Genomic DNA, 26,226 nt, shown 5'->3' with positions numbered 1-26,226 from the left:
TAGTAAAAAGCGACGTTTTAAGTTAGAGGAGGAAGCAACTTGGCTACATGGATTTGGATTTTAATTGCCCTTCTTTGCTTGGTAGCAGGTGTCGCCCTTGGTTTCTATATCGCTCGTCGATACATGATGAACTACTTGGAGCAAAACCCACCAATCAACGAAGATATGATTAAGACATTGATGATGCAAATGGGTCAAAAGCCATCACAAAAGAAAGTCAACCAAGTGATGCGTTCAATGAGTGGTTCAATGAAATCACCTAAAAAATAAGCTGTACGAAAGGGGACCAAATGGTCTCCTTTTTATTTGCTATTTTTTAGAAAGAGAACTAATCTAAAATGTGAGACTATTTCAAATAATCATAGGATTTAAAAAAGGGGGGAGACTTGAATGGGAGTCTTCAGGAAACTCGGTTGGTTTTTCCGACGAGAATGGAAAGCATATAGTCTTGGGGTCGTCAGTTTGATTTTTGTAGCGGCGTTAGAGTTGATTCCGCCAAAAATCATCGGGACGACGGTCAACGGTCTGAGTGAGGGAAGCTTGACGAAAGATGATTTGATTCGTCTCGCAGGTACGTTGTTGCTCATCGGGGTCGCGACATATATCATTCGTTATTTTTGGCGCTTTTATATCTTTGGGGCATCGATTCGTCTCGGTCGATTATTGCGCAGCCAACTGTATGGACATTTTTCAGATTTGGATCAATCGTTCTATAAGAAATATCGGAGCGGGGACTTGATGGCGCATGCGACGAACGACGTACAGGCGGTATCGATGACAGCAGGTGCCGGTATTCTCACGCTCGTCGACTCGGTGACGATGGGGAGCTTCGTCATCATCACGATGGTCACGACGATCAGTTGGAAATTGACGCTCGTATCACTTCTACCGATGCCGCTGATGGTCTACTTGACGTCACGCTACGGGAAAATGTTACATTCGCGTTTTCATGACGCGCAGGAAGCATTCTCCGATTTGAATGACAAGGTCGCGGAAAGTATTAGTGGTGTCCGCGTCTTAAAAGCAACAGGGGAAGTGGAATCTGACGTGCAGACGTTTACGGATCTATCGGATGACGTCGTCCAAAAGAACCGTCGTGTCGCAAAAATCGATGCATTATTTGATCCGACGATTTTTGGATTAGTCGGTCTATCGTACATCATCGCTGTCGGATATGGTGCGTATCTGTTACAACAAGGTGAAATCCGAATTGGTGACATCGTCTCATTCACTACATATCTTGGTTTATTGACATGGCCAATGCTTGCCTTCGGTTGGTTGTTCAACATTGTCGAACGTGGTCGTGCTTCCTACGATCGGATCGAGCGAATGCTTGCGATCGAACCGGAAATTAAAGATGCGAAGGAAGCAGCGACGCGTGTTTCATCACCGGAACTCCACGTTGGGATTGAGCGTTTCATCTATGATACGCAACCGGTCTTACAAGACATCGATGTGACGTTGAAGCCCGGTAAATCGCTCGGAATCGTCGGGAAGACAGGTGCTGGGAAATCGACGTTCGTTCGCTTATTGTCTCGCGAATACGACGTCAAACAAGGCGCCATCACGATTGGTGGACGAGACATCAAACAATTGACGCGTGACACCGTCCGTCGTCAAGTGGCGATCGTTCCACAGGATCATTTCTTATTCTCCGCGTCGATTGCTGACAATATTGCCTTTGCAAAACCGGATGCATCAATGGAAGACATCATGGAAGCAGCGCGTATTGCAGCAGTCCATGAGGACATTCTCGGCTTTAAGGAAGGGTACGCGACGATGGTCGGGGAGCGTGGGGTGACGTTATCCGGTGGTCAAAAACAACGGATCTCGATTGCCCGGGCATTATTAGCAGACTGTCCGATTTTAGTGCTCGATGATGCCTTGTCTGCGGTCGATGCCAAAACCGAGGAAGCGATCATCCACCACTTCCGCACGGCGGATCACGATCAGGCACAAATCATCGTCGCCCACCGGTTATCGGCTGTGTCGCATACCGATGAGATCATCGTCCTTGAAGACGGTCGGATCATCGAACGGGGCACACATGAGCAATTACTCGCTCATGACGGTTGGTATAAAGAGACGTACGATCGCCAGCAACTAGAATCACTTGTCGAACAAGGAGGGCGTTCCTAATGAATCATGATATCAATGAAAAAGCCGTCCTGAAGCGATTGCTTGATTTCGTCAAACCGTTCAAAAAGCAAGTCAGCATCGCCTTCATCCTGCTATTCATTACGACAGCGGCAAAACTCGGTGGACCATATCTCGTCAAGATTTTCATTGATGAATACGTCGCACCGGGTACGTACCCAGTACAGGAAGTCGCACTCTTATTTACAGCGTACTTGTTACTGCATACGACAGGGATCATCGTCGATTACTTGCAAGCGTTCGAATTCCAAAAGATTGCCTTGCAAGTCATTCAACGCTTACGCATTGATGTGTTCCGGCATGTCATGCACTTACGGCTAGCTTATTTTGACCGGACGCCTGCCGGAGTGCTCGTGTCCCGGATCACGAACGATACGGAAGCGATCAAGGAGCTCTACATCGGTGTCTTGTCGACATTCGTGCAAAGCGGCGTCCAGTTGATTGGAACATATATCTTCCTCTATCTACTAGAGCCGCGACTCGCGACGATCGCGTTACTATTGTTACCGCTGTTTTATTTCATCATTTGGATTTACCGGAAGTATTCGACGAAGTATTACGCGGAAGTCCGCGATTTACTATCGAAAATCAACGCCCAACTGAACGAATCCATCAACGGCATGGCGATCATTCAACAATTCCGCCAAGAAAAACGCTTGATGGCAGAGTTCGAGGAGACGAACGTCGCTCACCAGAATGGACGTTATAAGAACTTGAAGCTCGATAGTTGGTTACTGCGACCAATCATTGAATTGTTACTCGCCATTTCAATTGCGACACTCGTGACGTATTTCGGTGTCCTATCGTTCTCACAAACGGTCCAAGTCGGTGTCGTCTATGCCTTCATCAGCTACATGGAGCGGATCTTCCAACCGGTTCAGCAAATCATGCAACGGTTGTCCGAGTTCCAACAAGCTGTCGTCTCAGCAGACCGTGTATTCAAGGTCCTCGATACGGATGAGCCGGAACCAACGAAACAACTCGAAGGGGATGCACGAGTATCGGAAGGACATATCGTCTTTGAAGACGTGCGCTTTAGTTATGACGGAGAGAAAGATGTCTTGAAAGGGATTTCGTTCGAGGCGAAAAAGGGGCAGACGATTGCGCTCGTTGGTCATACGGGAAGTGGGAAAAGTTCAATCATCAATATCTTGATGCGCTTTTACGCGTACCAATCGGGTCAGATTTTGATTGATGGTCAACCGCTTGAGCAGTTATCGGAAGAAGAACTACGACAGCATGTCGGACTCGTGTTGCAGGATTCATTCTTGTTCACGGGAACGGTCGCTGACAACATTCGATTATTCGACAGTTCGATTTCCTTTGATCGTGTCGAAGCGGCTGCTAAATTCGTACAAGCGGACGGATTCATCAATCAACTCGACCAGCAATATGACAGTCCCGTTGCGGAACGGGGGGCGACGTTCTCAGCTGGGGAACGTCAGTTGATCTCCTTCGCACGCACGATGGCGCGAGATCCCAAAATCCTGATCCTCGATGAAGCGACAAGTTCGATTGATACGGAGACAGAGGAGAAAGTGCAAGTCGCACTTGAACGGATGCGTCAAGGGCGGACGACGATTGCCATTGCCCACCGTCTATCGACGATTCAAGATGCAGATTTGATTCTTGTGTTGCATCAAGGGGAAGTAATCGAGCAAGGAAATCACCAAGAATTAATCGCACAAGATGGTCTGTATAAGAAGATGTATCAGTTGCAATCCGGTCATGTCACGGTCTCTTAAAAAAAGACATAAAAAAAGCCTGCCAGGCGGCCTCGCCCGGCAGGTTGTTTGTTCTGATTAGTAGACTGTGACTGTGACGTTTTGGCGTCCCCAGTTAAGTGCTTCTTGTTGTGAACCAACGAGAAGGTCAAGTTTGTTACCTTGGATTGCGCCACCACGGTCGAGTACGATTGCTTCACCAATGCCTTCGATGTGCATACGTGTACCGATTGGGTATTGTGAAGAAGCTGCTACGATACGCATACCATTGTACGTGATCGTATTTGTAACGTCATAACCGCTTGCTGTCAACGCACGACCGTTGTAGAGTTGGCTACCGTTGTTAGACGGGTCGTTCGTGTAAGCAGTGACGTTCATTGTCACTTTCGTACCTGATTTTGCAGGTGTCGATTGTTTTGTTGCAGTTGCTGGTTTAGCAGCTGCTTTTGGTGCTGGCTTCGCAGCTGGTTTAGCAGCTGGTTGTGCTTGTGCTGCTGGTGCTTTCGATACGCCAGCGAGTGAAGTGTAGTCGCTGTGTACGTAGCGTGTTTTACCATCGATTGTTGTTTTGATCCATGCACCGACTTTACCTTCTACGTTGACTTTTTCGCCTTTGTAGAGGTTACCGACATCTTTCGAGCTTGTCGTTGGTTGTGTGCGGACGTTTAGTACTGCCGTAGTAACTGTCGCTTTTTTAAAGTCGAATGAGCCTGCTGCAGACGTATACGCGCCATGAACATAACGTTTTTGACCGTTAATGTGTGTTTGGATCCATGCGCCAGAACGTCCTTCGACATTTAATGTTTGACCTTTATATACATTGCCTACGTCTGCTGATGCAGTTGTAGGTGCTGTGCGTACGTTGAGTACTGGTGTATTTACTGTTACCGTTTCTGAGGCAGCCTCTGTCTCTTGGGCAAATCCTACTGATAGAGCTGTTGCTGCAAGACCGGCAGCGAAAACTGCTTTTTTCATTATTGATGTCCTCCTGACATATGCTGTGTTTACTGTTCCTACTTTACACGGCAAAACTGACCTGTGCGTTTACAGGTCAATGTCATTCGAGTTACAAACCGGGCTATTGTGACAACGAGATTGCAAAAGGTCGGTTTTTGTCATCGATAGGACATACTAATTATGAAAAACGGATGTTTATAGGTCTTTTGGATTACTTTTTGCTGAAAGATTCGCACAATTCAACAGAAAAAAGTCTTAAAAATAGAAACTATGTCATCCTTCTATCGTCTAGTGATGAAAAAGTGAAATGGAGGATACGCAGATCAATACTTGACGATCGTCGTCACGCCGAACGCTGTCAGGTAAGAACGATGGTACAATTCCTGCATCCAATCGTTAGCATAAAGCTGAAACGTGCCGTGAATCGTTTGGTACGTTCGCTGTCGAATATTGATTTCAATCGGCTCTAGTAAGGGGGCGGATGGTAGATGGTCATGCATGCTGTCATTTTGATTTTCAATATAAAGCAACTCGAGGACATCTCCTTCTTCCATATAACGCTGTAAGTAAATCATGAACTCCCACTGATCAGCACCTTCGATCGTGTACAGGTAAGGCATCGTGAATCTTCCTCGCTTAATGACACGTATTCAATCGCTTCGACTTCATGTACGTATAATTGGGGGAGATCGTCAGGCATATAGAGAGGACGAGAACTAGCAATGAATGTAAGAGCGGACATAAAGCACCTCCATCAGAAATAAGAAGTCACAAAAAAGTCAGCATTCGCACTCGAATGCTGACCAGATCGTGCATTAAGATAAGAGCGGTTCATTCGAACCGTGAATGGTATAGTTTTGGACGATGCGTGAATATTCTAAAAGCAAGACGTCGAGTTCATGACTAAGTTGTAGAACACGCGGGGAGGTGAAGCTGGACTGGTCAGCTTGATGATATAGTTCGCTACGTTTGGCTTCGATCGCTAACGTCAATAGTTGTTGTGTCGTCATAGCAGTCTCCCTTACATTGGTGTCGTATCCATATTCTAGCAAGTCCATTTACTAGGTGCAACGAGATTTCAGTAAAATCGACGAAATGTAATTTTTTTGTAATTTTGGCGGACACGAATCTTTTGCAACTTTCTGTGAGATAATAGGTGCTAAATGCAGAGGAGTTTGGCAAAATAGAGGAGGAACTTCTTCTATAGTAGTAAAGGAAAGGGGATGCTCATGATGGAGCTCTCGTTATGGTTAGCGTTTGGAGCAGGATTATTATCTTTCGTCTCTCCGTGTACGCTACCACTGTATCCTGTGTTTCTCTCATACATCACAGGCGTGTCGGTAACGGATTTAAAAGAACGAGGCGTACGAGAAAAGCGATCCTTGTTTCATACGTTAGCGTTCCTCGTTGGTTTTGCGATGGTATTCGTTGTGCTCGGGTTATCGACATCGTTATTCGCAGATGTCTTTATCACATATCGCGATACGTTACGGATGATTGGGGCACTCGTCATCTTCGTATTTGGGATTGTTCTCGTCGGATTATGGCAACCAACATTCTTGATGCGTGAAAAGAAACTGAATCTCGGGGAACGAAAAGGGGGATACGTCGGGACGGTACTCGTCGGAATCGGTTTTGCAGCCGGTTGGACACCGTGTACAGGTCCGATTCTCGCAGGAGTCATCGGATTAGCTGCGACCAATCCGAGTCAAGGCATGTTCTACATGCTCGCGTATGTCCTTGGCTTCTCGATTCCGTTCTTATTGATGGCGTTCTTCGTCGGTCGTTCGCGCTTGTTCGTGCAGTATAGTCTGAAATTAACGAAATTCGGGGGAGCCTTGATGATGGTGTTCGGAGTCATGCTGTATTTTGATGGCTTGAGTAAATTCGCAGCATGGATGAGTGACATCGTCGGATTCACTGGATTTTAATCAAGGAAGTGATCGGATGATTTGGATATCAACTGGGGTAGCGCTCGTCATGGGATTGCTGATCAGCTTCATTCGTGTGAAGGCATCAGCAAAACCGACGAATGCTAAAAAAATCTTGATCCCGCCCTTTGCGATGTCGACGGGGATGCTACAGTTTTTATACCCAGCATCCCGTCTGACATGGACGGAAGTGGCAGAAGCATTGCTCATTGGAGCCATCTTCAGCATCTTTTTGATCAAGACATCCAATTTTTATGAAGCAGAAGGGCAGATTTATTTGCAACGTTCGAAAGCTTTTTTCATCGTCTTATTCGGTATCTTATTCATTCGGACGGTTGCGAAGTTCTTCATCGGCGGGCAGATTGACATTTTCGAAACGGGCGGCATTTTTTATCTCGTCGCTTTTGGAATGATCGTCCCTTGGCGCTTCGCGATGTATTTGAAATACAAACGAGTCAAGTCGGGCACCGTGCCGGTCGCGCACTTACCTCACTAAAAAAACCGCTGAAGGCGACTTCGGCGGTTTTTCGTGCATCCTTCAATTTTGGAAGTATAATGCGTAGTCTCGCCAGTCGATGGCGTGCTCCGTCAGTGCTTTTTTCAAGAATTTATGATCGCGTTTTGGCGTAGCGGAAATATATCCTTTGACGACCAGTTCAGATGTCATCTCTGTCGCTTGTTCCTCCAGTGCGAACTGTCCGATCCGCCCGGCAATCTTGCGGCGTGCGACATCACGAAATGCCGATGGAACCGGCATGACGAGAGCGTTCAACAATTCCATCGTCTCATCCGTCCAAAGATGTCGTGTTTGGTCGATGTACTCATCTTCCCAGTCCATCATCGATTTACCGTCTTCTTTCGGTAACTTTTTGAGGAACTTCCGGAACATGAAAAACCCGCCAATCGCCATGAGTGTAATCATGATAAAGCCCCAGAGCAGAATCCCGTTCATGAACCATTCCATGCGCGACTCATCCCCCTTTCACATCAAATATAGATTAGCATAAATCAGGTGGACGTGCTATGATGAATGACGGAGAAAGTGAGGCGAAAGAATGCTGCAACCATACGTACAATTGGACGAGACCGGACAGCCCCGTAAAGGTATTTTACCTGAAACAGCGGACGGTCGGATCGTTGAATTCTATTATGATACGAAGGGTGAGGAGATCACAGTCATCTTCGTCACTGTTCCGGCAGAAGATGCGAGCCGGAAGCGTGCGTTTACGGTCGGGAAAACGTTTAAAACGGTCTCGACACTCGAAGACTTCACGTTACTTCACTATGAATGGGCAAATGACCAGATTTTCGCAACACTCGAGATGTTCGCGGATGGGTCGAAACGTCAAATCGACGCTTCGAGATTGCTCGACTATTAAAAAAGAAGGAGATGCGGATTGCCGCGTCTCCTTCTTTTGATATTCAAGAAATATATAGTCGGATGACCTCGTCATGCAATTCAACCTGTCCACCGATCGGGAACGTGAACAGAGGACTCGTATGTCCAAAATCGACATTCGCAAGAACTGGTACGTGCTCTAGGAATGGATAGAGCGAAATCAGATACCGCAGATGCTCTTCCGTCATCTTTGTTGTGAGTTGGAAGCGTCCGAAGACGATCCCGCGAATCGTTTCGGCACCCGGTTGCGCCATCAAAGAGGCGAAATCACGAGCGAATGTCGCTGGATGGACTTCGTAATCGTCTTCAAGAAATAAAATCGTATCCCGTAAATCAGGGAAGTGCGGTGTGCCTTGCAGGAGATTCAACGTACAAAGATTCCCACCGAGCAGTCGACCGCCTGCTTGACCCGGTGATAAGAGAAGTGGACCTTTGTTTGGTAACGTGATGACGTGTCCGCGATCGGTATCGCGCCAATGGACCGAAGGCTTGATTGTAACGGGTTCTGTTCCAAACAACACTTGCTTGAAGTAATCGATCGTATAGGCGTCACGGTCATGGAAAGCCCGTAACATCGGTCCGGAGTAAGTGATTAATCCGGTATTCGTTAGAATGGCATGACTGAGTGCTGTGATATCGGAGAAGCCACAAAGGATCTTCGGATGTGTCCGAATCAATTCGTAGTCGAGTAAGTCGACAAGTTCATTCGTACTGAACCCACCGCGAACGCACAGGATCGCATCAACGTTCGGATCAGCGAACGCGGCATGAAGATCAGCAACCCGTAACTCAGGATCACTGGAACCGAATGGATTGACGGCACGCGCATGTTGACTGATCGAGACACGTAATCCGAGCGATTCGAGCGTTTGGATCGCACCATCGATGATCTTCATCTCGACCGTTGAGAGACTAGAAGCGGGTGCGATTAAGCGGACATGAGAACCATCTACCAACTTCTTTGGCGTTAACGTCGGCAGGTGGGCAGCGATGATCTCTAAACGGTTACCGAATGGATCGGCTGTGAAGAAACGACGACGTGGCGCAAGGCGTGTGTCATGCTCAACCGGATAACCGGCAGCTTGAAGAGAATCGCTCAACGCTTCGAACGCAGCGACGGTTAAACCAGGATGCGCTTTTTTAGCAGGGGAGAAGGGATCCTCGATGCCGAGATGAAGTGCTGCACCATGTTTTTCGAACCAGACACCACCACTGGCTTGAACACCAGTCGGTTTTTCGACTTCCTTCATATGTAAAAGCCCGGCATAAAATGCACGGGCGCGATCTTCTTCGTTTTTTGGCATAGCGAGCTGGACATGATCTAACATGAAGACACTTCCTTTACGAATTAGATTCAGGCAACGAACTGGGTGATCCGTTTCAGTTCACGTTCGACGAGGTTCAAGTAGAAGACACCTTCAATCCGGCGATCGAGAGATTGTGCGATCTCGTATAGATTCGTCCGAAGCGCTGCGAGATACGACGCTTCCTCACCAAGAGATTGACGATGGGCGAACGCATAGTGAGCGAGTAGGAACTGGAGATATCCACGATCGGTTAAGAATGGAATCAATTGTTTTTTCTCTTCCATCGACCAGGTATAGTTCGTATCGTAATACATCTTCGCATATAGGTGGTACGGCTCGTCGCCACCTGTGAACAAGGTTTCGCCACGCTTAACTTCTTCGATCAAGCGTTCACTCCAGTCAAAGCGTTCTTTTTTGCGACTAAGGAACAACGGTAGGATATATGGATGTGCCTGATCCGGCATCCGTGAACAACCGCGTTCATGCCGAAGTGCTGCATAAAGTAGCAAGGCACGATCTTCGAAGCCACGTTCAATCGCATACGTCATCCGGCTAAATGCTTCACAGGATGGGCAATCACTAAGTTCGTCACTTGGCGCGTCAACCCATTCCGATAGATAATGATCGGCTTGTTCCTCGTCACCGAGTTTGCTGTAGACCATGAAGCTGATATAGTCACGTGTCCGAATAAAGCCATGCGCGTCACAGAAATCGATGAAGCGATCGAGATCTTCTTCGAGAAGCGAGACCGTCACGTCTTCTTGTTCTGCCATATAAATCAAGTAGGACTTGTAGTTCCAGTACAAATCAAGTTCTTGTTTGGGAGTCAGTGTCATCTCATCTTTTCGGATCCATTCCATCAAGAGCGTGAAGGACACGAGAAACGATCGGAAGTGTCCTAAATCAAATTGATTTTGTGAAAATGTCCATAAGGAGAGGAAGCGGAGTGAATCATCAGCTGTTTCCTCAAAGATGGCCCATAAGGCCTCACCGCGTGCAACGGAGGGTTCTTCTTCCTTTAAGCGAAGATATAAGAGATGGAGTTCTTCTTGAGGGTTCATCTGTACCCCTCCTTTCTTATATAAGTATACCACGAGCGTTTTGAGAAATCGCAATTGAGCGAGGACGGAATAAAAAAAGATTCCGAACCCGCTCAATCGCGGTTCGGAATCATTTCAAGTATTTGTGGATGAGTTTCAGCTGTCGGATGTAGCAAATCATGTACTGTGTAACCATTGAGTACTTGATGGAACGCCGCAATGGCATCATCGAAAGCATCACGTGCTGGATTGAGCGAAGGAATCTCGTGAATGCCTTCTTGCGGATCGAGAAAATGAACGGTTGGTTCAAACAGTTGTACGACGTCACCGATATGAATTGCATCCGGAGGGCTCGCTAATCGAAAACCACCTCCACGACCACGGACAGATTCAATCAGACCACTCTGTCCTAAACGATAGACTACTTTCATCAAATGATTCTTAGAAATGTCGTAACAATCCGCTACTTCCTGGATTCGGACTAAACGATCGGGATGAGCTGCTGCGAACAGCAGGGACCGAATCGCGTAATCCGTATAACGTGTCATGCGCATTTTCATCACCTACTTAACACACATACTAGGGGGGGACGCAAGCATTTACAACTTTCAATGTGCAAAAAATAAGATGCATTTTAGAGATTGTTTTTGAGAGTGGATTCACGCATAATGGACGGTGAAAGGTAGGTTAAATTATGCATTTCGATCAGGCATTACACCTTTTGCAACAGCTCGGTCCATCGATGGAGCAAAAGGGATTGCGGATCGCGACGCGCTTCTATGACTCGCTCGAGGCGACGTACGAAGAAGAATTGCGCGCGCTTCGAGAAGCAGGAGCTCAGGACGGAACTCGCGCATTACGGATTTTACGCCTGAGTCAATTACTGAACCAGATTACCAACCAGCACGAATCGAGTGAACTGTTTAAATTGATTTTGCTGAATGAAATCGATCAGACGAAATCGTTTCTGCTGACGTACCCGGACATCATCAGTCGTGAAATTCTTCAAGCTATTCAAATCGAATATGACCTTAAAGAAGATGCACCTTTACTTCAAGCATGGGCAATTGTTCACCATCAACTCGTCGATACGTGCCGCCATTTTTGTAAATACCGTCATGCTGAAAATTGGCGTCAACAAGATATTTTGTTGATCGCAGAAGAACATCATCTCGGAGCCGTCATCGACGAAGCCCGGCATGCGCTCCTGAGTGGTCGAAAAACGACCTTGTTACATGTCTCAGCTGAGGAACTGGCAGAACGAATGTTAGCGAATGTCCTATCCTTGACGACGAAAGGGATGGTCGTTCACCACATTCGTCAAGAAGGATGGGAACAACAGATGCACGAATTCTTGACGATGATCACGGCAAATGATCCGATTGTCTTCGTCAGTGGATCGACGAATTTCATTGAAGAAATCCAGCAACGACTTGATCCTTTGCCGGTCCTGTTCGGTCCGTTCGTAGCGGCAAATCAATTACCCTCTTAACGAGAAAAGCGATGTGTAACGCTCTGACTGAAGTCGGAGCATGACACATCGCTTTTTTTTAGGCGGATTTCGTTAAGCGTTTCGCGCGTTGAATCGATCGGTCTAGTGCGAGATAGACCCCACCTGATACACAGCAGAGCAGTCCGACGAATCCGAGCGCAAAGTCACCTTTTCCGGTATCAAGGAATAACGATCCGAGAAGCGGTGCGGTGACGCCGCCAATCAACCACTGGAGACTCGCAGCACCGTTGTACGTTCCGCGGAGGTGTTCCGGGGCGATCAAAGCGATGAACGTCATCTGCACAGGAGACATGATCATCTCACCGAGCGTATAGAACGCATAAATCGCAAGCAATACCGTCACGAGCACGACATAACTCGTTCCGAGTGAGAACAGGTAAGACGGGACGAATGCGAGGAAAATCATGCCGATTCCGAAAATCGAGGCCCCGAGCAACATGACTTTTCCGAATGCTTTGCCAGACAAGCGAGCAGCGATCGGGAACTGGAACAAGACAACCATGATTCCGTTCAGAGCCATCAGATAAGGGAACGGATTTTGTTTCGTCGGTAATCCCGGTAGTGCTTCCTTCAAGAAGACCGGTAACATACTCTCGACGAGGGCAAATCCCATCGAGATGAAGACACCCGCCCCGATGAAGATTAAAAAGACATGATCCTTCCGCAATACAGTGAGCGGTGATACTTTGACTTCGTCCGTCTTTTCGATATACTCCGGTTTTGTCTCTTCGATGAAGAAGTAGAGAACGAGTCCGTACAGGAAAAAGACGAAAGCGGCAGAGTAGAAGATGAGTGAACGGTCGACGAATAGGACCGCACTTCCGAGAAGTGGACCGAATGCGGCCCCGACGTTATGTCCCATCCGCAGCAGGCCGAACGATTCGTTCAGGCGTTCTGGTGGTGTGACGTCAGCGACCATCGCGCTTGCCGCCGGATGGAACAGTGAACTCGATAAACCGAGCAGCGCGTTCAAAGCGAGAAGTGGTCCGAATGAATCAGCGAACGAAAAACCGATTAGTGCGATGACGTCCCCGATGATAGAGAGGACCATCAGTGGTTTTCGACCGAATTTATCAGCGAAATGACCTCCGAGAACGGCACCGACGAGCGACATGATCGGTCCGGTCGCCATGATGACACCGACCAAGAAGTAGGAATCGAGTCGATCCGCATAATAAAGAACTAAAAATGGTGCAATCATGAACATCATGATCCCCGTGATCGTTTCCCCAACGAACCGGATCCAGATGTTGCGATCAAGCTGTTTAAGTGCGTTAAGCATAGTGAAAACCCCTTATATTCCGTTTTTAGACAATAGAAAAGACGGATACGCACAAATATGGGCATACCCGTCCTAATATAAGAGGGCAGCATGTACGTATACGCATACGCACACCCTGCTTAATTAAAAATTAAACGATTGGGTGACGTACAGTTGTAGCCGATACAAAGACAGTGTGGACAGATGTCCGGGCTTGATGGAATACCATTGTACGTCTCCTCCTTCTGTAATAGTGAACTTCCTAGTCATCGTAAAGAAGATCGTGATGAATTGTCAACTTTAAATCTGAAAATTGAGTCAATGAAGTGAAATGGACGAGACCTTGAAAATTCGGTATGATAGACTAGTTGCGAAAAAGATTGATCGGACTTTTGAATATATCGGTGAAAGGAACTACCATACATGACAAACATTCTACAAACGGAAGTCGAAAAACGTCGGATTTTCGGCATCATTTCCCACCCGGATGCGGGTAAGACGACATTAACTGAAAAATTCCTCCTGCACGGAGGGGCAATCCGTGAGGCAGGTTCTGTCAAAGCACGGAAAAACTCGAAATTTGCGAAATCAGACTGGATGGAAATCGAAAAACAACGCGGAATCTCCGTTACGTCTTCGGTCATGCAATTCGAATACGACAAAAAGATCGTCTCGATCATGGATACACCAGGTCACTCGGACTTCGGTGAAGATACGTACCGGATCCTGACAGCTGTTGACTCAGCAATCATGGTCATCGATGCAGCGAAAGGGATCGAGTCGCAAACGAAGAAACTCTTCCAAGTTTGTCGGATGCGCGGTATTCCAATCTTTACGTTCATCAATAAGATGGACCGTCAAGCGCGTGACCCACTCGAATTGATGGAAGAACTCGAAGAAGTCCTCGGTATTCCGTCTGTTGCTGTGACGTGGCCAGCTGGTTCAGGTCAACAGTTCGAAGGGGTTTACGACCGTGTCAAAGGACAATTCCATTGTTTCAAGAACGATCGTAAGTCGATCGAACTCGGTGAGGAAGGTCTCGCGAACGAAGAACTCGCGACGACAATCAACTCGGAAATGTACGAGACGTTAATGGACGAAGTCGACTTACTCGACGGTGCAGGTAACGAGTACAATGAAGAATTGATTGCTAAAGGGGAATTGACTCCAGTTTTCTTCGGATCAGCACTCGTTGATTTCGGTGTCACACCGCTCCTCGAGCATTACTTGAACCTGTCTCCTTCACCGACACCACGTGAGTCGAACAAAGGGAAGGTCGAACCTGCTCAAGAATTCTTCAGTGGTTTCGTCTTCAAGATTCAAGCGAACATGAACCCGAACCACCGCGACCGGATTGCTTTCGTCCGTATTTGTACGGGTAAGTTTGATCGTGGGATGGACGTCGTCTTGACACGGACAGGCAAGAAGATGAAGCTATCGCAATCGACCCAATTCATGGCGGATGAGCGTGAAACGGTCAACGAAGCGTTCGCGGGAGATGTCATCGGATTATACGATTCAGGTAACTATCAAATCGGTGATACGATCACGAACGGTGATCCATCATTGCAATATGAAGCACTGCCAACGTTCGCACCAGAACTTTTCTTGAAGGTCTATACGAAAAACGCCTTGAAGTCGAAACAGTTCCAAAAAGGTGTCGAACAGCTCGCGCAAGAAGGAGCGATCCAGGTCTACAAGACGGAATACAACGAAATCATCCTCGGAGCCATCGGACAACTCCAATTCGAAGTCTTCGAGCACCGGCTCAAAGGCGAGTATGGCGTTGACATCTTGAAGGACGCAGCGAACTTCCAAGTCGCGAAATGGATCAAGCCGGCTGAAGTCGCTGCCGTCAAACAATTGACGGATTCACGGACGGTTCTCGTCTACGACCGTTGGGAGAATGCTGTTCTGTTATTTGCGAATGATTTCGTCTACGAGCGATTCGTTCAGAAAAACGAAGGAACGATCACGTTGGTCGATTCACCGCAACAACTCTAAGTTTTTCACGGACTACTTTTCGAAGTGGTCCGTTTTTTCGTTCCTGAAATCTCGTTTGATGCTAAGCGAACAAGGGTAAAAATAGAGCGTGTTTGAATTCATATGAAAAAGGAAGGTGTCATGTGATGGCGAAACGGTTTGTTGGGATCTATCAGGATCAATCGAGTCTGGAACGAAAAATCGAGGAATTGAAACAACAGGGGCATCACGATTCAGATTTTTCCGTCGTCGGTCGAGATGACGCGGCAGACGAAGCATCGGGTGCAAGTTGGATTGATCAAGTCAAATCGAAGTTCTCTAAGGAACCACCGCTCCGCGAGACGTTAAAACGTGTCGGACATTCGGATGATGAGGCAGAACGGCATTACGCGGAAGTCGAGCGAGGCGGTCTTGCATTGTTCGTCAAGGATCGAGATCTCAATCATGACCACGACCATGAGCACGATCATCACCATGACCACGATCATGATCATGACCATCGGCACGATGATAACAAGGTCGAAAATCCAGGGAATAACGCTTATGAATCCAATCACCGCGGGGACGGTGAGAAGAGCGACCGGGCGAAGTGGAAAGCGGACGATATCGACTAATACCTAGAAGTGAAGGCGCCGATATCGGTGATCTTCACTTTTTTTCTCGCGTCCGGAGTCGCAAAGCGAGATGTGTGGGGAATCGAGGTGCTATACTGAGAGCATCGAAGAGGTGATATGACATGAAAAAAATAGTGACAGCTTTAGCAGGAATCGGTCTTACGAGTGCTTGGTTCATCAACCGATACCCGGTGTTCGGGAAACGACCAAGCCGTGCGGAGCGACGAAGTTTCGAGCGATCAGATCGTTTTGTCGACGGGAAGTTCAAAAATGAGATGGATTTCCAGTTGAAGATGGAATGGGACTCGATGAAAAGCATCTTAAAGGATTACGGACGAAACATTCCAAATCTGCGTCCTGTCAAAGCGTTACCGACGCTTCCGTATCAGCGACGTCAAGACGATAGTGAAACACCACGTGTCACATGGTTCGGACATTCGGCATTTTTACTCGAACTCGATGGACAAACGATTTTCTTTGACCCGATGCTCGGACGCGCACCATCACCGTTCCCGAAACTGGGGGGAGGACGTTTTCAAACGACGCAGACGGTTGATCTCGAACGTTTACCGTTGATTGATGTCGTCGTCTATTCGCATGATCATTATGATCATCTGGATTATCCATCCGTCCTCGCCTTGAAAAATCGAGTCGGTCGCTTCATCGTGCCGCTCGGTGTCGGGAGTCGTCTCCGTGGATGGGGCGTCTCAGCTGAGCGAATCACGGAACTCGACTGGCATGAATCGACACAAGTCGGTGGCATCAAACTGACAGCGGCTCCGTCGCGCCATTATTCAGGGCGAAATGGTCTTGATCAATTTTCAACGCTATGGGCGTCATGGGTCATCGAAGGCTCGCAAAAGGTCTTCTTTAGTGGCGATAGTGGATATGGTCCACACTTTAAAGCAATCGGCGAACAATATGGTCCGTTTGACCTGACGATGATGGAATGTGGGCAGTATGATGTCCGGTGGTCCAATTCGCATATGTTACCGGAACAAACAGTTCAAGCTCATCGAGATGTAAAAGGTCGTGTCCTGATGCCGATTCACTGGTCTGCCTTCATCCTCGCGTTTCATGCCTGGTTCGAACCGGTCGAACGGTTGCTCAAGGAAGCGAAACGCGATGAGATTCCGGTTCTGACACCGATGATCGGGGAAAGTGTGACACCCGAGAGCACGACACGAAAATGGTGGCGGGAAGTGCGTTGAGTAAAATAGCTTTTTGATTTTAATCGAATGAAATGAGAAAAAAGTAGCCTTTTCGAATCACATCGAAAAGGCTACTTTTTTAGGTGAATAAACAGACGAGATGTTCATCCTTGACTCTTACAGGAAAGCGAGGATGATGACATCGTCCGGTCGTACAATACAATTTAGCTCGCCAATCGATCCGCTTGTTTTGCGCGACGAGAACGCACTTTTTCGATGATTTCGAAACCGAGCACAAGCATCGTTCCGACGAGTAATCCGTTACTGAGGAACGGACGAAGCGTCAAAGGCAGGACTTCCGCGATGACGGTTGATTGCAACAAGATACTGATGCCGATGACAGCACTGATCGCAAACGCATGGCGGCGACGGCTATTCTCCATGTTACTTTCAGCAGACTGCCAGGCAATCAGGAACATGTGCGGCAATGTCGCAAGCAACGCGGCACTCGCAACGCTACGCGGTAATGTCGCGATGATCCCGATCAAACTTGGGAAGAAACCGATCAACGCGATGACGAGTGAGGCAATCAAGAACGGGCGACGTTTTCGGCTTCCCGTTTGCGCGATGAACCCGCTCGTGATCGGTAACGGCACCGGCACCAGCGTCGAGAATGTAGCAGCGAGTAAATGAATGAAGCCTTCGATGGATAACCCTTGGTGCAGACGTCCTTGTTTTTGAAGCGTCGCTTCGACGGCGCTTAAAGCGGCAATCAAATTGACGACAAGCAAGATCGCGAACGGAATCGCGACAAGGAATGCACTGCCGTCAAACTGCGGCCATCCGAACGGTAACGCTTGTGGTGGTGCGAACAAACTAGACGACGCAGGAAGCGACGGACGGCTGACGAGCCAACCGACGATGATTCCGATCATCAAGGCAAACGGGCGTAAGCGACTCGGTCCGAATTGGCTGAGTCCGAGTACGAGCAAGAACGTGATGATACCTGCGAGACGTGTTGCCTCGACGGCAAGAACGGCACCGAGCATGACGCCTGTTAATTGAATACATAATAAGAGCAAAAACGTTCCGCTGACGAGCGGTGTGAAGACGGGTAATAAGTATTTCGTCCATCCTGTCAAACCGAGGATGATGAGAACGACGCCGGCAATGACGACGGCTGCCATCGCGATCGTAAATGCCGTTTTTGAATCGACTGGTAGTGCGGCGATGACGACGAAGATGCTGACCCATGATCCGGCAGGTCCCGATACGATCGGAAGCCGGTGGCCGAAGGCTCCGTGTAGGAAACAGGCAATCCCGCCTACAAAGAACGACCGTTGGACAAGGGCAGCAGTCTCAACTGATGAGAGGTCGAACAGACTGGCGACGACGATTGGTAAAGCAATCGTGTTCGCGAGTAAAAAGACGATCCACTGGAAGGTAGAAGTCGTTTGTTTCATGAAAAAGCTCCTTTCTTAAACTTCAGATATTCCTGCATCATAGCATATGATTGATGTTATGATTCATATATCTTTATACATGAAAACATATGAAAGAGATGATGAATATGGATTTACGCCAGTACCGCTATTTTTGTGCGGTTGTCGAGGAACAATCCGTCACGCGAGCAGCGAAGCGCTTACGGATGGCACAACCTGCCTTGACGCAGCAAATCCGGCGGATGGAAGAAGAGCTAGGCGTTCGTCTGATCGAGCGGGCAGGACGCGGGATCCGGATTACCTCGAGCGGCAACCGCTTATATGAACGAGCGGTTTCTTTGCTGCAGTTTGAACAGGAGACACGGATGGAAGTGAGCGACATCGAAGCCGGGCGAACGGGAATCTTGCGCATTGGTGTCAACACATTATCAGCCAGTCGGCTCGTCGAATGGATTGAACAGATGAAACGACGACATCCTGGCATTATCTTACAAGTCCACCAAGGAGAATCGAGTGCGCTCATCGAACGGTTGAAAGAGCGGTCGCTTGATGCAGCGTTCGTCCGTCTGCCGATTGATGCGCAAGGGATTTCGATTGAATGGATGGAAGAAGAACCGTTTCATCAAGTCTGGCACCCCGATCATCCGACTGCGGATCTCATCATTCCGAGTCAGGAAGGACTCGGTGTCTTTCAGACGTTAAGTCAAAGGCTCGGCGTCGTATCGCAAGAGACGTGTTCCGATGTCTTGACGCTGATTGGACTCGTCCGCAGTGGACAGGCGGTGACCGTTTTGCCGGAGAGTACGTTGCGGGAACTGGATATGACAGGACTGCACCAGACATACCTATCCGGTGCCGCGAGTACGACAGCCTTCGTCTGGTTGACGGAGACGGGACCGACGACACTGACAAAACAATTCATTGAAATCATGAAGGAAACAGCAGAATAATTAAATGGATAGGAAAGAAAGGAACGATCGTATGAAAACGATTCAAGGCACGTATGGGGAAGCGAAGATTTTCACGGATAACGTCGACGACCTGACGATTAAGCAAGTCACAGCTATGTTAGAGGAACAATTTGCGACAGACAGTCGCGTCCGGATCATGCCGGATTGCCATGCTGGAAAAGGATCTGTCATCGGAACGACGATGCATGTGACGGACGAGGTCGTACCGAACCTCGTCGGTGTTGATATCGGTTGTGGCATGTTATGTACACGACTTGCTGAACAAGAACCAATCGATTATGCGGAACTTGACGCGACGATTCAGCGTCTCGTTCCAAGTGGCATGTCGGTACGTCAAAAAGCCCATCCATTATCAGAACAGGTACCATTTGATCAAGTACTCGCACCGTTCAACGAGACACGGGCACGATTATCGATTGGTACGCTCGGTGGAGGAAATCACTTCATCGAACTGAATCAGGACGCGGCAGGCGAGCTTTATCTTGTGATTCATTCCGGAAGCCGAAATCTCGGGAAAACGATCGCTGAACATTATCAGGCAGAAGCGGAAACGACACGCTTCCAATTTGACGCGGATCAAGTTATCGGGGAATTAAAGCAAGCGGGGCGCGAGTCGGAGATTCAAGCCACCTTACAGCAATTGAAGGAAAAGCGGTCTACGTTTAACAAAGATTTAGCATCTGTTTCCGGCGAAGCGATGGAGCGCTATCTGCATGATCTCAAGATTGCGCAACGATACGCGGCACTGAACCGTCAGGCGATGACCGAAGTTATTTTTGAAGCGATGGGGTGGACGGCTGCGGATCAGTTCGATACGATTCACAACTACATCGATCTTGACGCGATGATTCTACGAAAAGGTGCCATCTCTGCAAAAGCCGGCGAGCGGGCAATCATTCCGATGAACATGCGTGATGGTTCCTTGATCGTCGTAGGAAAAGGAAATCCCGATTGGAACTATTCCGCGCCACACGGAGCAGGACGCATCATGTCGCGGTCAAAAGCATTCAAAACAGTTGAACTGGATGCGTTCGAAAAGACGATGACCGATGTCTGGTCAAGTTCAGTCGTCGCATCGACGCGTGACGAGTCGCCGTTCGTCTACAAACCGATGGACGAAATCATCCGTAATACGAAAGAAACGGTCGATGTCGTCGAGATCATTAAACCGCTATACAACTTTAAGGCGAAATGATGGAAGGGTATCAACAATGGAGGAGGATATTCTATGAACTATAAGGGAACTATGCTGATTCTGTTTTCAAGTGTGTTTTTATTCGCTGGATGCACGGATGAGGCGTTCACGACGGAACAGAAAAAAGTAGAAGTCAAAACTACTACGCATACGAATCAGACGAAACACCCCATCTTAAATCCAGTTCAGTATGAAAGGCTGTTCAAGCATATGAATGAACACTTGAAGATGGATCAGTTTCATTTGAAGGGAAGTACGATCGGTGCAGACTTCACGGCTGTCGACCAATCCTTGAGTTTTGGGAAGAGACGATGGTTAACGGTTGACGGAACGATTGACACGCCATCGACCCAGGAGACACTTTATTTTGAAAACCAAAAACAAGATACGCAGTTAGCGATTCATTTTGCGTATACGGATCGATACATAGGCAATGATTTGGTTCAGTATCAATCAAACGGTGATTACGGCGAGCTCCTCATCATCAGCTACAAAAATATCCTCATAACCGTGCAACAAAATGCTTTACAGAAAGTCGATTCAGACACGACACAGGAAGCAGCAAAACAGGTAATCCAGGAATTAAAAAACGTTCCCGTTTAAAACGAGAACGTAAAGAAGACAACACTGATTTGATTAGACTGCACCATCCGGTAATGTCTCACCTGTCCGGCGAATCGTCGCTCCGAGTTCAGCGGCGATCGCATTGACGGCTTCGGAATCTTCGTTGACTTCACTGATCAAGATGACACCGTAATGGTTGGGATTGATCTGATTCAGCGTCCGGTTGAATAAATCAAACGATTCCCGTTCGTTCTTTTCATCCCGGTTCGCACCGATCAAGTAACCAGCAACGGAGCCTACGAGCATACCGAACGGACCACCGACGACACCGATTGCCATGCCGATCAATGAGCCTTTGAAGGATTGGTCCTGCTGCGTGAAGTCGATGGCATCGATGAAAGAGAAGCCCTCTGCTTCGTCACGTTTTGCGAGAACCATCTGATCCATCTCGATTTCCTTGATTGCTTCGAGATCCTTAATCATCGCAAAGCCTGTTTTTGCTTTTTCTAAATCACTGAAAATGATTGTCGTAATGACGTGCGTTGCATCGCTTTTATATTTCGCCATAATAAACGCCTCCACAAGAATCGGATATCGTACTACACTTTTTAAGTACCCTGAACATTCTAAATGGAAACGCATGACTGGAAATATGAGAAAAACAGGACAACAGAATAATTTTCTAATATCGGCAATAAGTAAAACTTATCGAAAGTCTTTTGTTCTTTCAAATTGTAACGGAATCCATATTATACTATGATAGAACTGTACAAGTAAGCGGTATCAGGGGCTTGATGTCGTGAACACTTAAAGGGGGAATCACCATGAAGCAAACAGATGTGTCGCAAGATGTCTTTGGCGCACGCCGTTCGTTTGAAGCAAACGGTAAGAATTATCAGTACTATAGTCTTGAAAAATTGGAAGAACTCGGATTGACGGAAGTCAAACGTCTTCCATACTCGATTCGTGTCCTACTCGAGTCAGTACTTCGTCAACAAGATGGTCGTTCGATCACACGTGAACACGTCGAGAACTTGGCGAAATGGGGAACAGCTCAAGTTTCGAACGATGTCGATGTTCCGTTCAAACCGTCACGCGTTATCCTTCAGGATTTCACAGGTGTTCCAACGGTCGTTGACCTCGCGTCACTTCGTAAAGCCATGCAAGATCTCGGTGGAGACCCATCGGTCATCAACCCAGAAGTACCAGTCGACCTCGTCGTTGACCACTCGGTTCAAGTCGATGCTTACGGTTTTGCTGGAGCACTTGCAGAAAACATGGATCTTGAATTCGAACGTAACGAAGAGCGTTACAAATTGCTTCGCTGGGCGACATCGGCATTCGATAACTATCGTGCTGTACCACCAGCAACAGGGATCGTCCACCAAGTTAACCTCGAGTACTTGGCATCTGTCGTCCTTGAAAAGGAAACAGCAGACGGTACAGTTGATGTGTACCCGGATACACTCGTCGGAACGGACTCACACACGACGATGATCAACGGTCTTGGCGTCCTCGGTTGGGGAGTCGGTGGGATCGAAGCGGAAGCGGGCATGCTCGGACAGCCATCGTTCTTCCCAGTACCAGAAGTCATCGGTGTACGCATCACAGGTGAGATGCACCCAGGAACGACAGCAACAGACGTTGCCCTTCGTGTAACGGAAATGCTCCGTCAAGAGAACGTCGTCGGTAAATTCGTCGAGTTCTTCGGTCCATCACTCCACTTGATGTCATTATCTGACCGGGCAACAATCGCGAACATGGCGCCAGAATACGGTGCAACATGTGGATTCTTCCCAGTCGACACAGAAACATTGACGTACCTTCGTCTGACAGGTCGCGATGAAGAATTGATCGAAAAAGTCGAGAACTACTCGAAAGCAAACGGTTTGTTCTACACGCCACAAAACGAAGATCCAACATTCACGAAAACAGTTGAACTTGATCTTTCAACGATCGTTCCTGCCCTTGCTGGACCAAAACGTCCACAAGACCGGATCGATTTGACGGATGTTCATACATCATTCAAAAAAGCGTTGACGGCTCCACAAGGAAACGCTGGATTCGGCTTAGCGGAAGAAGAAGCGGACAAAGTCGCTGTCGTTCAGTTCGAAGACGAAGCAGTTGAAATGCGTACGGGTGACGTTGCAATCGCTGCGATCACGAGCTGTACGAACACATCAAACCCATACGTCATGATCGGTGCGGGACTCGTCGCGAAAAAAGCGATCGAACTCGGTCTTTCAGTTCCGAAATACGTCAAGACGTCACTTGCGCCAGGATCGAAGGTCGTTACGGATTACCTAGAGAAATCAGGACTCCAAACGTACCTTGACGAACTCGGCTTCAACACGGTCGGTTACGGCTGTACGACATGTATCGGGAACTCCGGTCCGCTCGACCGCGCTGTCGAAGACGCGATCCTCGGTTCAGACTTACTCGTTTCGTCTGTCCTCTCCGGTAACCGTAACTTCGAAGGTCGTGTCCACCCGCTTGTTAAAGCGAACTACTTGGCTTCACCGCCACTCGTCGTCGCGTATGCCCTTGCAGGAACAGTCGACGTCGATATCATGAACGCGTCACTCGGAACAGGCAAAGACGGACAAGAAGTCTTCTTCGCTGACATCTGGCCGTCACGTGATGAGATCCAAACGATCATCAACACGGTCGTCACACCAGAAAGCTTCCGTGCAGAATACGATTCAGTCTTCACAGGAAACGAACGTTGGAACAATCTTGACGTGCCAACAGGGGATCAGTACGACTTCGACGGTGAGTCGACGTACATCCAAAACCCACCGTTCTTCGAGAACTTGGCGAAGGAAGCTGGTCAAGTCGAAGCCCTCAACGGACTCCGTGTCTTCGGTAAGTTTGCTGATTCGGTCACGACGGACCATATCTCACCAGCTGGTTCATTCTCGAAAACGACACCAGCCGGTCAATACCTCGTCAACAAAGGGGTTGCACCAAAAGACTTCAACTCATACGGTTCACGTCGTGGTAACCACGAAATCATGATGCGCGGAACGTTCGCGAACATCCGCATCCGTAACCAAGTAGCACCAGGTACAGAAGGTGGCTTCACGACGTACTGGCCAACAGGCGAAACGATGGCGATGTACGATGCTGCGATGAAGTACAAAGAAGATGGCACGGGTCTCGTCATCCTTGCTGGTAAAGACTATGGTATGGGTTCTTCACGTGACTGGGCAGCAAAAGGAACGAACTTGCTCGGCGTCAAAGCCGTCATCGCGGAAAGCTTCGAGCGGATTCACCGTTCAAACCTCGTCATGATGGGTGTTCTTCCACTGCAATACGTGGCAGGCACGACAGCTGAAACACTTGGTTTAACAGGTGAAGAAGCAATCAGCATCGCAATCGATGAGTCTGTTCGTCCACGTGACATCGTTAAAGTCACAGCGACAGCGGCAGACGGAAAAGTTACTGAGTTTGAAGCGATCGCTCGTTTCGATTCAGAAGTCGACATCGATTACTACCGTCACGGCGGGATCCTTCCAATGGTCCTTCGTGAGCGTCTCCAACAAGCATAAGTTGTCTAATCAAAGGTGGGGGAAACCCCACCTTTTTTTGACGAGAGGAGGAAAAAGGTGAACCGATTCAAGAAGTGGTTTCAACCGAAGGACGATCAGCCGTTGCCGATGCGTGACGTGACGCTTGATGAAGTCAAACAAGCGACGCATGCCTTTGAATCCGAACTACCGAAAGGGACGAATCGGACAGTGCTGCTAGATAATGAGCAACGCATCGACTTAAAGCAGCTGGAGCCGTATTTGAAAGCACGTTCGACACAAGTGTTTTACATGTCGCGTGAGACATTCACCATCATGGAGGCAAAAGACCGAGAACTCGTCTATGAGATGGATCATGTCCAGGTTGCCGTCGATCGCTATTTTGACCGGGTGAAGAAACTCCCGTTGAAACCGTATAGCAAAACGTTCCAAGTCGACTGCGCGATGTTGTTTCAGGATGGCTATTTGCGTGAAATGCCGCATCATAGCTATTACTTGGTCGATGAGTCGATGATCGTCTCGCTGACGCCGAAGGAAGCATAAACGTAATCAAGGGTGGACCGAATTCATTCGGTTCGCCTTTTTTTGTCGTCCTGACCGTTTTCAGATTTGTTCAAAAGTCTGACGAATTTAGTCAGAAATCGTGAAATCTCGGACAAACCCTTTGTATTCTCCTTATAAAACCGATACGATGATAAGGAATAGAGACTTGAGCTAGGAAGGTGTACATGGCATGACGAAACGAACGAGCACGTGGATTGCAGTAGCAATCGTGGCAATGGCGATCCTCCTTGCCTACAATTTTTATCTCTTGAACAAGACGCAGACCGCAAGCGATGAAAAAGCCGCGACGGTCAAACCGTTTTATACGATGACACGCATCCAATATGTTGAGAAGAAGCTCGCGACGAAAAAAGATGAACTTGAATCACGCACGTATGAAGTCGTCTTTAATGACAAAGGTCATTTCCGGACAGAAGTCGTAGACGGTCCGTCAAAAGGATCGCTTGCGATCTGGAACGGGACGATGTTCCGTGAGTATGATGCGACAGGGAAGTTAGTCAATGAGACGAAAGCTGGCAAAAGTGTCAGTGCGCCGCGCCCGTTCCTCTCACGTGGCTTCAACGAACAGATCCTCGCCTTCATCAACAAGGGTGACTTCGGACAAGTCGAGGGAGAAGCGGACATCGCTGGAATGGCAGCAGACGTGTACGTGAAAAAAGAACCATCAAGCACTGTACCAGAAGAATGGATCAAACAATATCCATCGATCTTCGATAAAGAAAACAACCAAGAACAAGCAACGTATTATGTCGCTTCCGACCGTTCGAAAGTACTCGGTGCGGAGTCACGCAATAACGGTAAATTGTTCTACTCTGTCAAGATGAAGAGTTTTGAAACGATCGATACGTTCGATCCGGATTGGTTAAAAGCAAAATAAACAAGAAACGACCGGCGATGACGCTACGAAACGGTAGCGGACAAAG

The 26,226-nt window shown here is 48.0% G+C and carries 26 protein-coding genes; 16 read left to right on the top strand and 10 right to left on the bottom strand.

Features of this window, described 5'->3' with window-relative positions:
- Window positions 1-39 precede the first annotated feature (39 nt).
- The 3 genes from AYO36_RS08745 to AYO36_RS08735 all read left to right on the top strand — a co-directional run bounded on the left by AYO36_RS08745 (window position 40) and on the right by AYO36_RS08735 (window position 3,902).
- A complete protein-coding gene (locus tag AYO36_RS08745; RefSeq protein WP_012370001.1) occupies window positions 40-270 on the top strand; it encodes a YneF family protein in 231 nt (76 codons plus the stop codon).
- Window positions 271-390: 120 nt separating this feature from the next.
- The gene (locus tag AYO36_RS08740; protein WP_064300197.1) at window positions 391-2,139 is read left to right on the top strand and encodes an ABC transporter transmembrane domain-containing protein; all 1,749 of its coding nucleotides are present in this window, start codon (window positions 391-393) and stop codon (window positions 2,137-2,139) included.
- Window positions 2,139-3,902 carry an ABC transporter ATP-binding protein gene (locus AYO36_RS08735; protein ID WP_064300196.1) on the top strand — a complete coding sequence of 588 codons (1,764 nt, stop codon included), beginning with the start codon at window positions 2,139-2,141 and terminating at the stop codon, window positions 3,900-3,902. The genes AYO36_RS08740 and AYO36_RS08735 overlap by 1 nt, the downstream gene beginning before the upstream one ends.
- Before the next feature lie 57 nt (window positions 3,903-3,959).
- Here AYO36_RS08735 and AYO36_RS08730 read toward each other — a convergent pair whose 3' ends face one another.
- The 3 genes from AYO36_RS08730 to AYO36_RS08720 all read right to left on the bottom strand — a co-directional run bounded on the left by AYO36_RS08730 (window position 3,960) and on the right by AYO36_RS08720 (window position 5,848).
- Window positions 3,960-4,856 (bottom strand): SH3 domain-containing protein, encoded by an 897-nt coding sequence (locus tag AYO36_RS08730; RefSeq protein ID WP_029341255.1) that lies wholly within the window; start codon window positions 4,854-4,856, stop codon window positions 3,960-3,962.
- A gap of 305 nt (window positions 4,857-5,161) precedes the next feature.
- Complete coding sequence (locus AYO36_RS08725; protein WP_064300195.1) at window positions 5,162-5,458, bottom strand: hypothetical protein; 297 nt, start codon at window positions 5,456-5,458, stop codon at window positions 5,162-5,164.
- 195 nt (window positions 5,459-5,653) lie between these two features.
- The gene (locus tag AYO36_RS08720) at window positions 5,654-5,848 is read right to left on the bottom strand and encodes an aspartyl-phosphate phosphatase Spo0E family protein (RefSeq protein ID WP_029341257.1); all 195 of its coding nucleotides are present in this window, start codon (window positions 5,846-5,848) and stop codon (window positions 5,654-5,656) included.
- A gap of 222 nt (window positions 5,849-6,070) precedes the next feature.
- Here AYO36_RS08720 and AYO36_RS08715 point away from each other — a divergent pair, with 222 nt between their 5' ends.
- Together AYO36_RS08715 and AYO36_RS08710 are read left to right on the top strand one after the other, a co-directional pair.
- Window positions 6,071-6,769 carry a cytochrome c biogenesis CcdA family protein gene (locus AYO36_RS08715; protein WP_064300421.1) on the top strand — a complete coding sequence of 233 codons (699 nt, stop codon included), beginning with the start codon at window positions 6,071-6,073 and terminating at the stop codon, window positions 6,767-6,769.
- A gap of 16 nt (window positions 6,770-6,785) precedes the next feature.
- Window positions 6,786-7,265 (top strand): CcdC family protein, encoded by a 480-nt coding sequence (locus AYO36_RS08710; RefSeq protein WP_029341259.1) that lies wholly within the window; start codon window positions 6,786-6,788, stop codon window positions 7,263-7,265.
- Between the two features lie 42 nt (window positions 7,266-7,307).
- On the opposite strand, the gene AYO36_RS08705 is transcribed toward AYO36_RS08710, so the two are convergent.
- Window positions 7,308-7,733, bottom strand: a complete 426-nt coding sequence (locus AYO36_RS08705) for a DUF2621 family protein (protein ID WP_029341260.1) — start codon at window positions 7,731-7,733, stop codon at window positions 7,308-7,310.
- Between the two features lie 91 nt (window positions 7,734-7,824).
- Between AYO36_RS08705 and AYO36_RS08700 the strand changes: the two genes are divergently transcribed.
- Window positions 7,825-8,148, top strand: a complete 324-nt coding sequence (locus tag AYO36_RS08700; protein WP_050678333.1) for a hypothetical protein — start codon at window positions 7,825-7,827, stop codon at window positions 8,146-8,148.
- A gap of 43 nt (window positions 8,149-8,191) precedes the next feature.
- Here AYO36_RS08700 and AYO36_RS08695 read toward each other — a convergent pair whose 3' ends face one another.
- The 3 genes from AYO36_RS08695 to AYO36_RS08685 form a co-directional block, all read right to left on the bottom strand.
- Complete coding sequence (locus tag AYO36_RS08695; RefSeq protein WP_082874214.1) at window positions 8,192-9,496, bottom strand: VOC family protein; 1,305 nt, start codon at window positions 9,494-9,496, stop codon at window positions 8,192-8,194.
- A gap of 26 nt (window positions 9,497-9,522) precedes the next feature.
- Window positions 9,523-10,536, bottom strand: coding sequence for a hypothetical protein (locus AYO36_RS08690; RefSeq protein WP_023467785.1), 1,014 nt, complete (start codon window positions 10,534-10,536; stop codon window positions 9,523-9,525).
- 92 nt (window positions 10,537-10,628) lie between these two features.
- Window positions 10,629-11,069 carry an RrF2 family transcriptional regulator gene (locus AYO36_RS08685; protein ID WP_023467786.1) on the bottom strand — a complete coding sequence of 147 codons (441 nt, stop codon included), beginning with the start codon at window positions 11,067-11,069 and terminating at the stop codon, window positions 10,629-10,631.
- Window positions 11,070-11,209: 140 nt separating this feature from the next.
- Here AYO36_RS08685 and AYO36_RS08680 point away from each other — a divergent pair, with 140 nt between their 5' ends.
- Entirely contained in the window at window positions 11,210-12,007 is a 798-nt protein-coding gene (locus tag AYO36_RS08680; protein WP_064300194.1) for a hypothetical protein, read from the top strand.
- 58 nt (window positions 12,008-12,065) lie between these two features.
- On the opposite strand, the gene AYO36_RS08675 is transcribed toward AYO36_RS08680, so the two are convergent.
- Entirely contained in the window at window positions 12,066-13,310 is a 1,245-nt protein-coding gene (locus tag AYO36_RS08675) for an MDR family MFS transporter (protein WP_064300193.1), read from the bottom strand.
- Between the two features lie 402 nt (window positions 13,311-13,712).
- Here AYO36_RS08675 and AYO36_RS08670 point away from each other — a divergent pair, with 402 nt between their 5' ends.
- The 3 genes from AYO36_RS08670 to AYO36_RS08660 all read left to right on the top strand — a co-directional run bounded on the left by AYO36_RS08670 (window position 13,713) and on the right by AYO36_RS08660 (window position 17,097).
- Window positions 13,713-15,293, top strand: coding sequence for a peptide chain release factor 3 (locus tag AYO36_RS08670; protein WP_050678329.1), 1,581 nt, complete (start codon window positions 13,713-13,715; stop codon window positions 15,291-15,293).
- Between the two features lie 125 nt (window positions 15,294-15,418).
- A complete protein-coding gene (locus tag AYO36_RS08665; protein ID WP_064300192.1) occupies window positions 15,419-15,886 on the top strand; it encodes a YflT domain-containing protein in 468 nt (155 codons plus the stop codon).
- Window positions 15,887-16,008: 122 nt separating this feature from the next.
- Window positions 16,009-17,097, top strand: a complete 1,089-nt coding sequence (locus tag AYO36_RS08660) for an MBL fold metallo-hydrolase (RefSeq protein WP_064300191.1) — start codon at window positions 16,009-16,011, stop codon at window positions 17,095-17,097.
- 164 nt (window positions 17,098-17,261) lie between these two features.
- On the opposite strand, the gene AYO36_RS08655 is transcribed toward AYO36_RS08660, so the two are convergent.
- Window positions 17,262-18,500 carry a purine/pyrimidine permease gene (locus tag AYO36_RS08655; RefSeq protein WP_064300190.1) on the bottom strand — a complete coding sequence of 413 codons (1,239 nt, stop codon included), beginning with the start codon at window positions 18,498-18,500 and terminating at the stop codon, window positions 17,262-17,264.
- Between the two features lie 107 nt (window positions 18,501-18,607).
- On the opposite strand from AYO36_RS08655, the gene AYO36_RS08650 reads away from it, so the two are divergent.
- Genes AYO36_RS08650 through AYO36_RS08640 form a run of 3 tightly spaced genes read left to right on the top strand, consistent with a single transcriptional unit; the run spans window position 18,608 to window position 21,248 of the window.
- The gene (locus tag AYO36_RS08650) at window positions 18,608-19,429 is read left to right on the top strand and encodes a LysR family transcriptional regulator (protein WP_064300189.1); all 822 of its coding nucleotides are present in this window, start codon (window positions 18,608-18,610) and stop codon (window positions 19,427-19,429) included.
- A 31-nt stretch (window positions 19,430-19,460) separates the two neighbouring features.
- Complete coding sequence (locus AYO36_RS08645) at window positions 19,461-20,645, top strand: RtcB family protein (protein ID WP_064300188.1); 1,185 nt, start codon at window positions 19,461-19,463, stop codon at window positions 20,643-20,645.
- Window positions 20,646-20,678: 33 nt separating this feature from the next.
- Window positions 20,679-21,248 (top strand): hypothetical protein, encoded by a 570-nt coding sequence (locus AYO36_RS08640; protein ID WP_064300187.1) that lies wholly within the window; start codon window positions 20,679-20,681, stop codon window positions 21,246-21,248.
- Window positions 21,249-21,281: 33 nt separating this feature from the next.
- Here the strand turns inward: AYO36_RS08640 and AYO36_RS08635 are convergent, their stop codons facing one another.
- Window positions 21,282-21,776, bottom strand: coding sequence for a hypothetical protein (locus AYO36_RS08635; RefSeq protein ID WP_064300186.1), 495 nt, complete (start codon window positions 21,774-21,776; stop codon window positions 21,282-21,284).
- Between the two features lie 257 nt (window positions 21,777-22,033).
- Here AYO36_RS08635 and acnA point away from each other — a divergent pair, with 257 nt between their 5' ends.
- The 3 genes from acnA to AYO36_RS08620 all read left to right on the top strand — a co-directional run bounded on the left by acnA (window position 22,034) and on the right by AYO36_RS08620 (window position 26,180).
- Window positions 22,034-24,760, top strand: coding sequence for an aconitate hydratase AcnA (gene acnA / locus AYO36_RS08630; protein WP_064300185.1), 2,727 nt, complete (start codon window positions 22,034-22,036; stop codon window positions 24,758-24,760).
- A gap of 57 nt (window positions 24,761-24,817) precedes the next feature.
- Window positions 24,818-25,282 carry a DUF3939 domain-containing protein gene (locus tag AYO36_RS08625; RefSeq protein ID WP_064300184.1) on the top strand — a complete coding sequence of 155 codons (465 nt, stop codon included), beginning with the start codon at window positions 24,818-24,820 and terminating at the stop codon, window positions 25,280-25,282.
- A 190-nt stretch (window positions 25,283-25,472) separates the two neighbouring features.
- Window positions 25,473-26,180, top strand: coding sequence for a hypothetical protein (locus AYO36_RS08620; protein ID WP_029341277.1), 708 nt, complete (start codon window positions 25,473-25,475; stop codon window positions 26,178-26,180).
- Window positions 26,181-26,226: the final 46 nt, after the last annotated feature.

It is taken from the genome of Exiguobacterium sp. KKBO11, from assembly GCF_001644945.1.
Classification (GTDB): domain Bacteria; phylum Bacillota; class Bacilli; order Exiguobacteriales; family Exiguobacteriaceae; genus Exiguobacterium_A; species Exiguobacterium_A abrahamii.
Note: the sequence above shows the minus strand (reverse complement) of the source record. Positions and strands in the feature narration are given on the sequence as shown.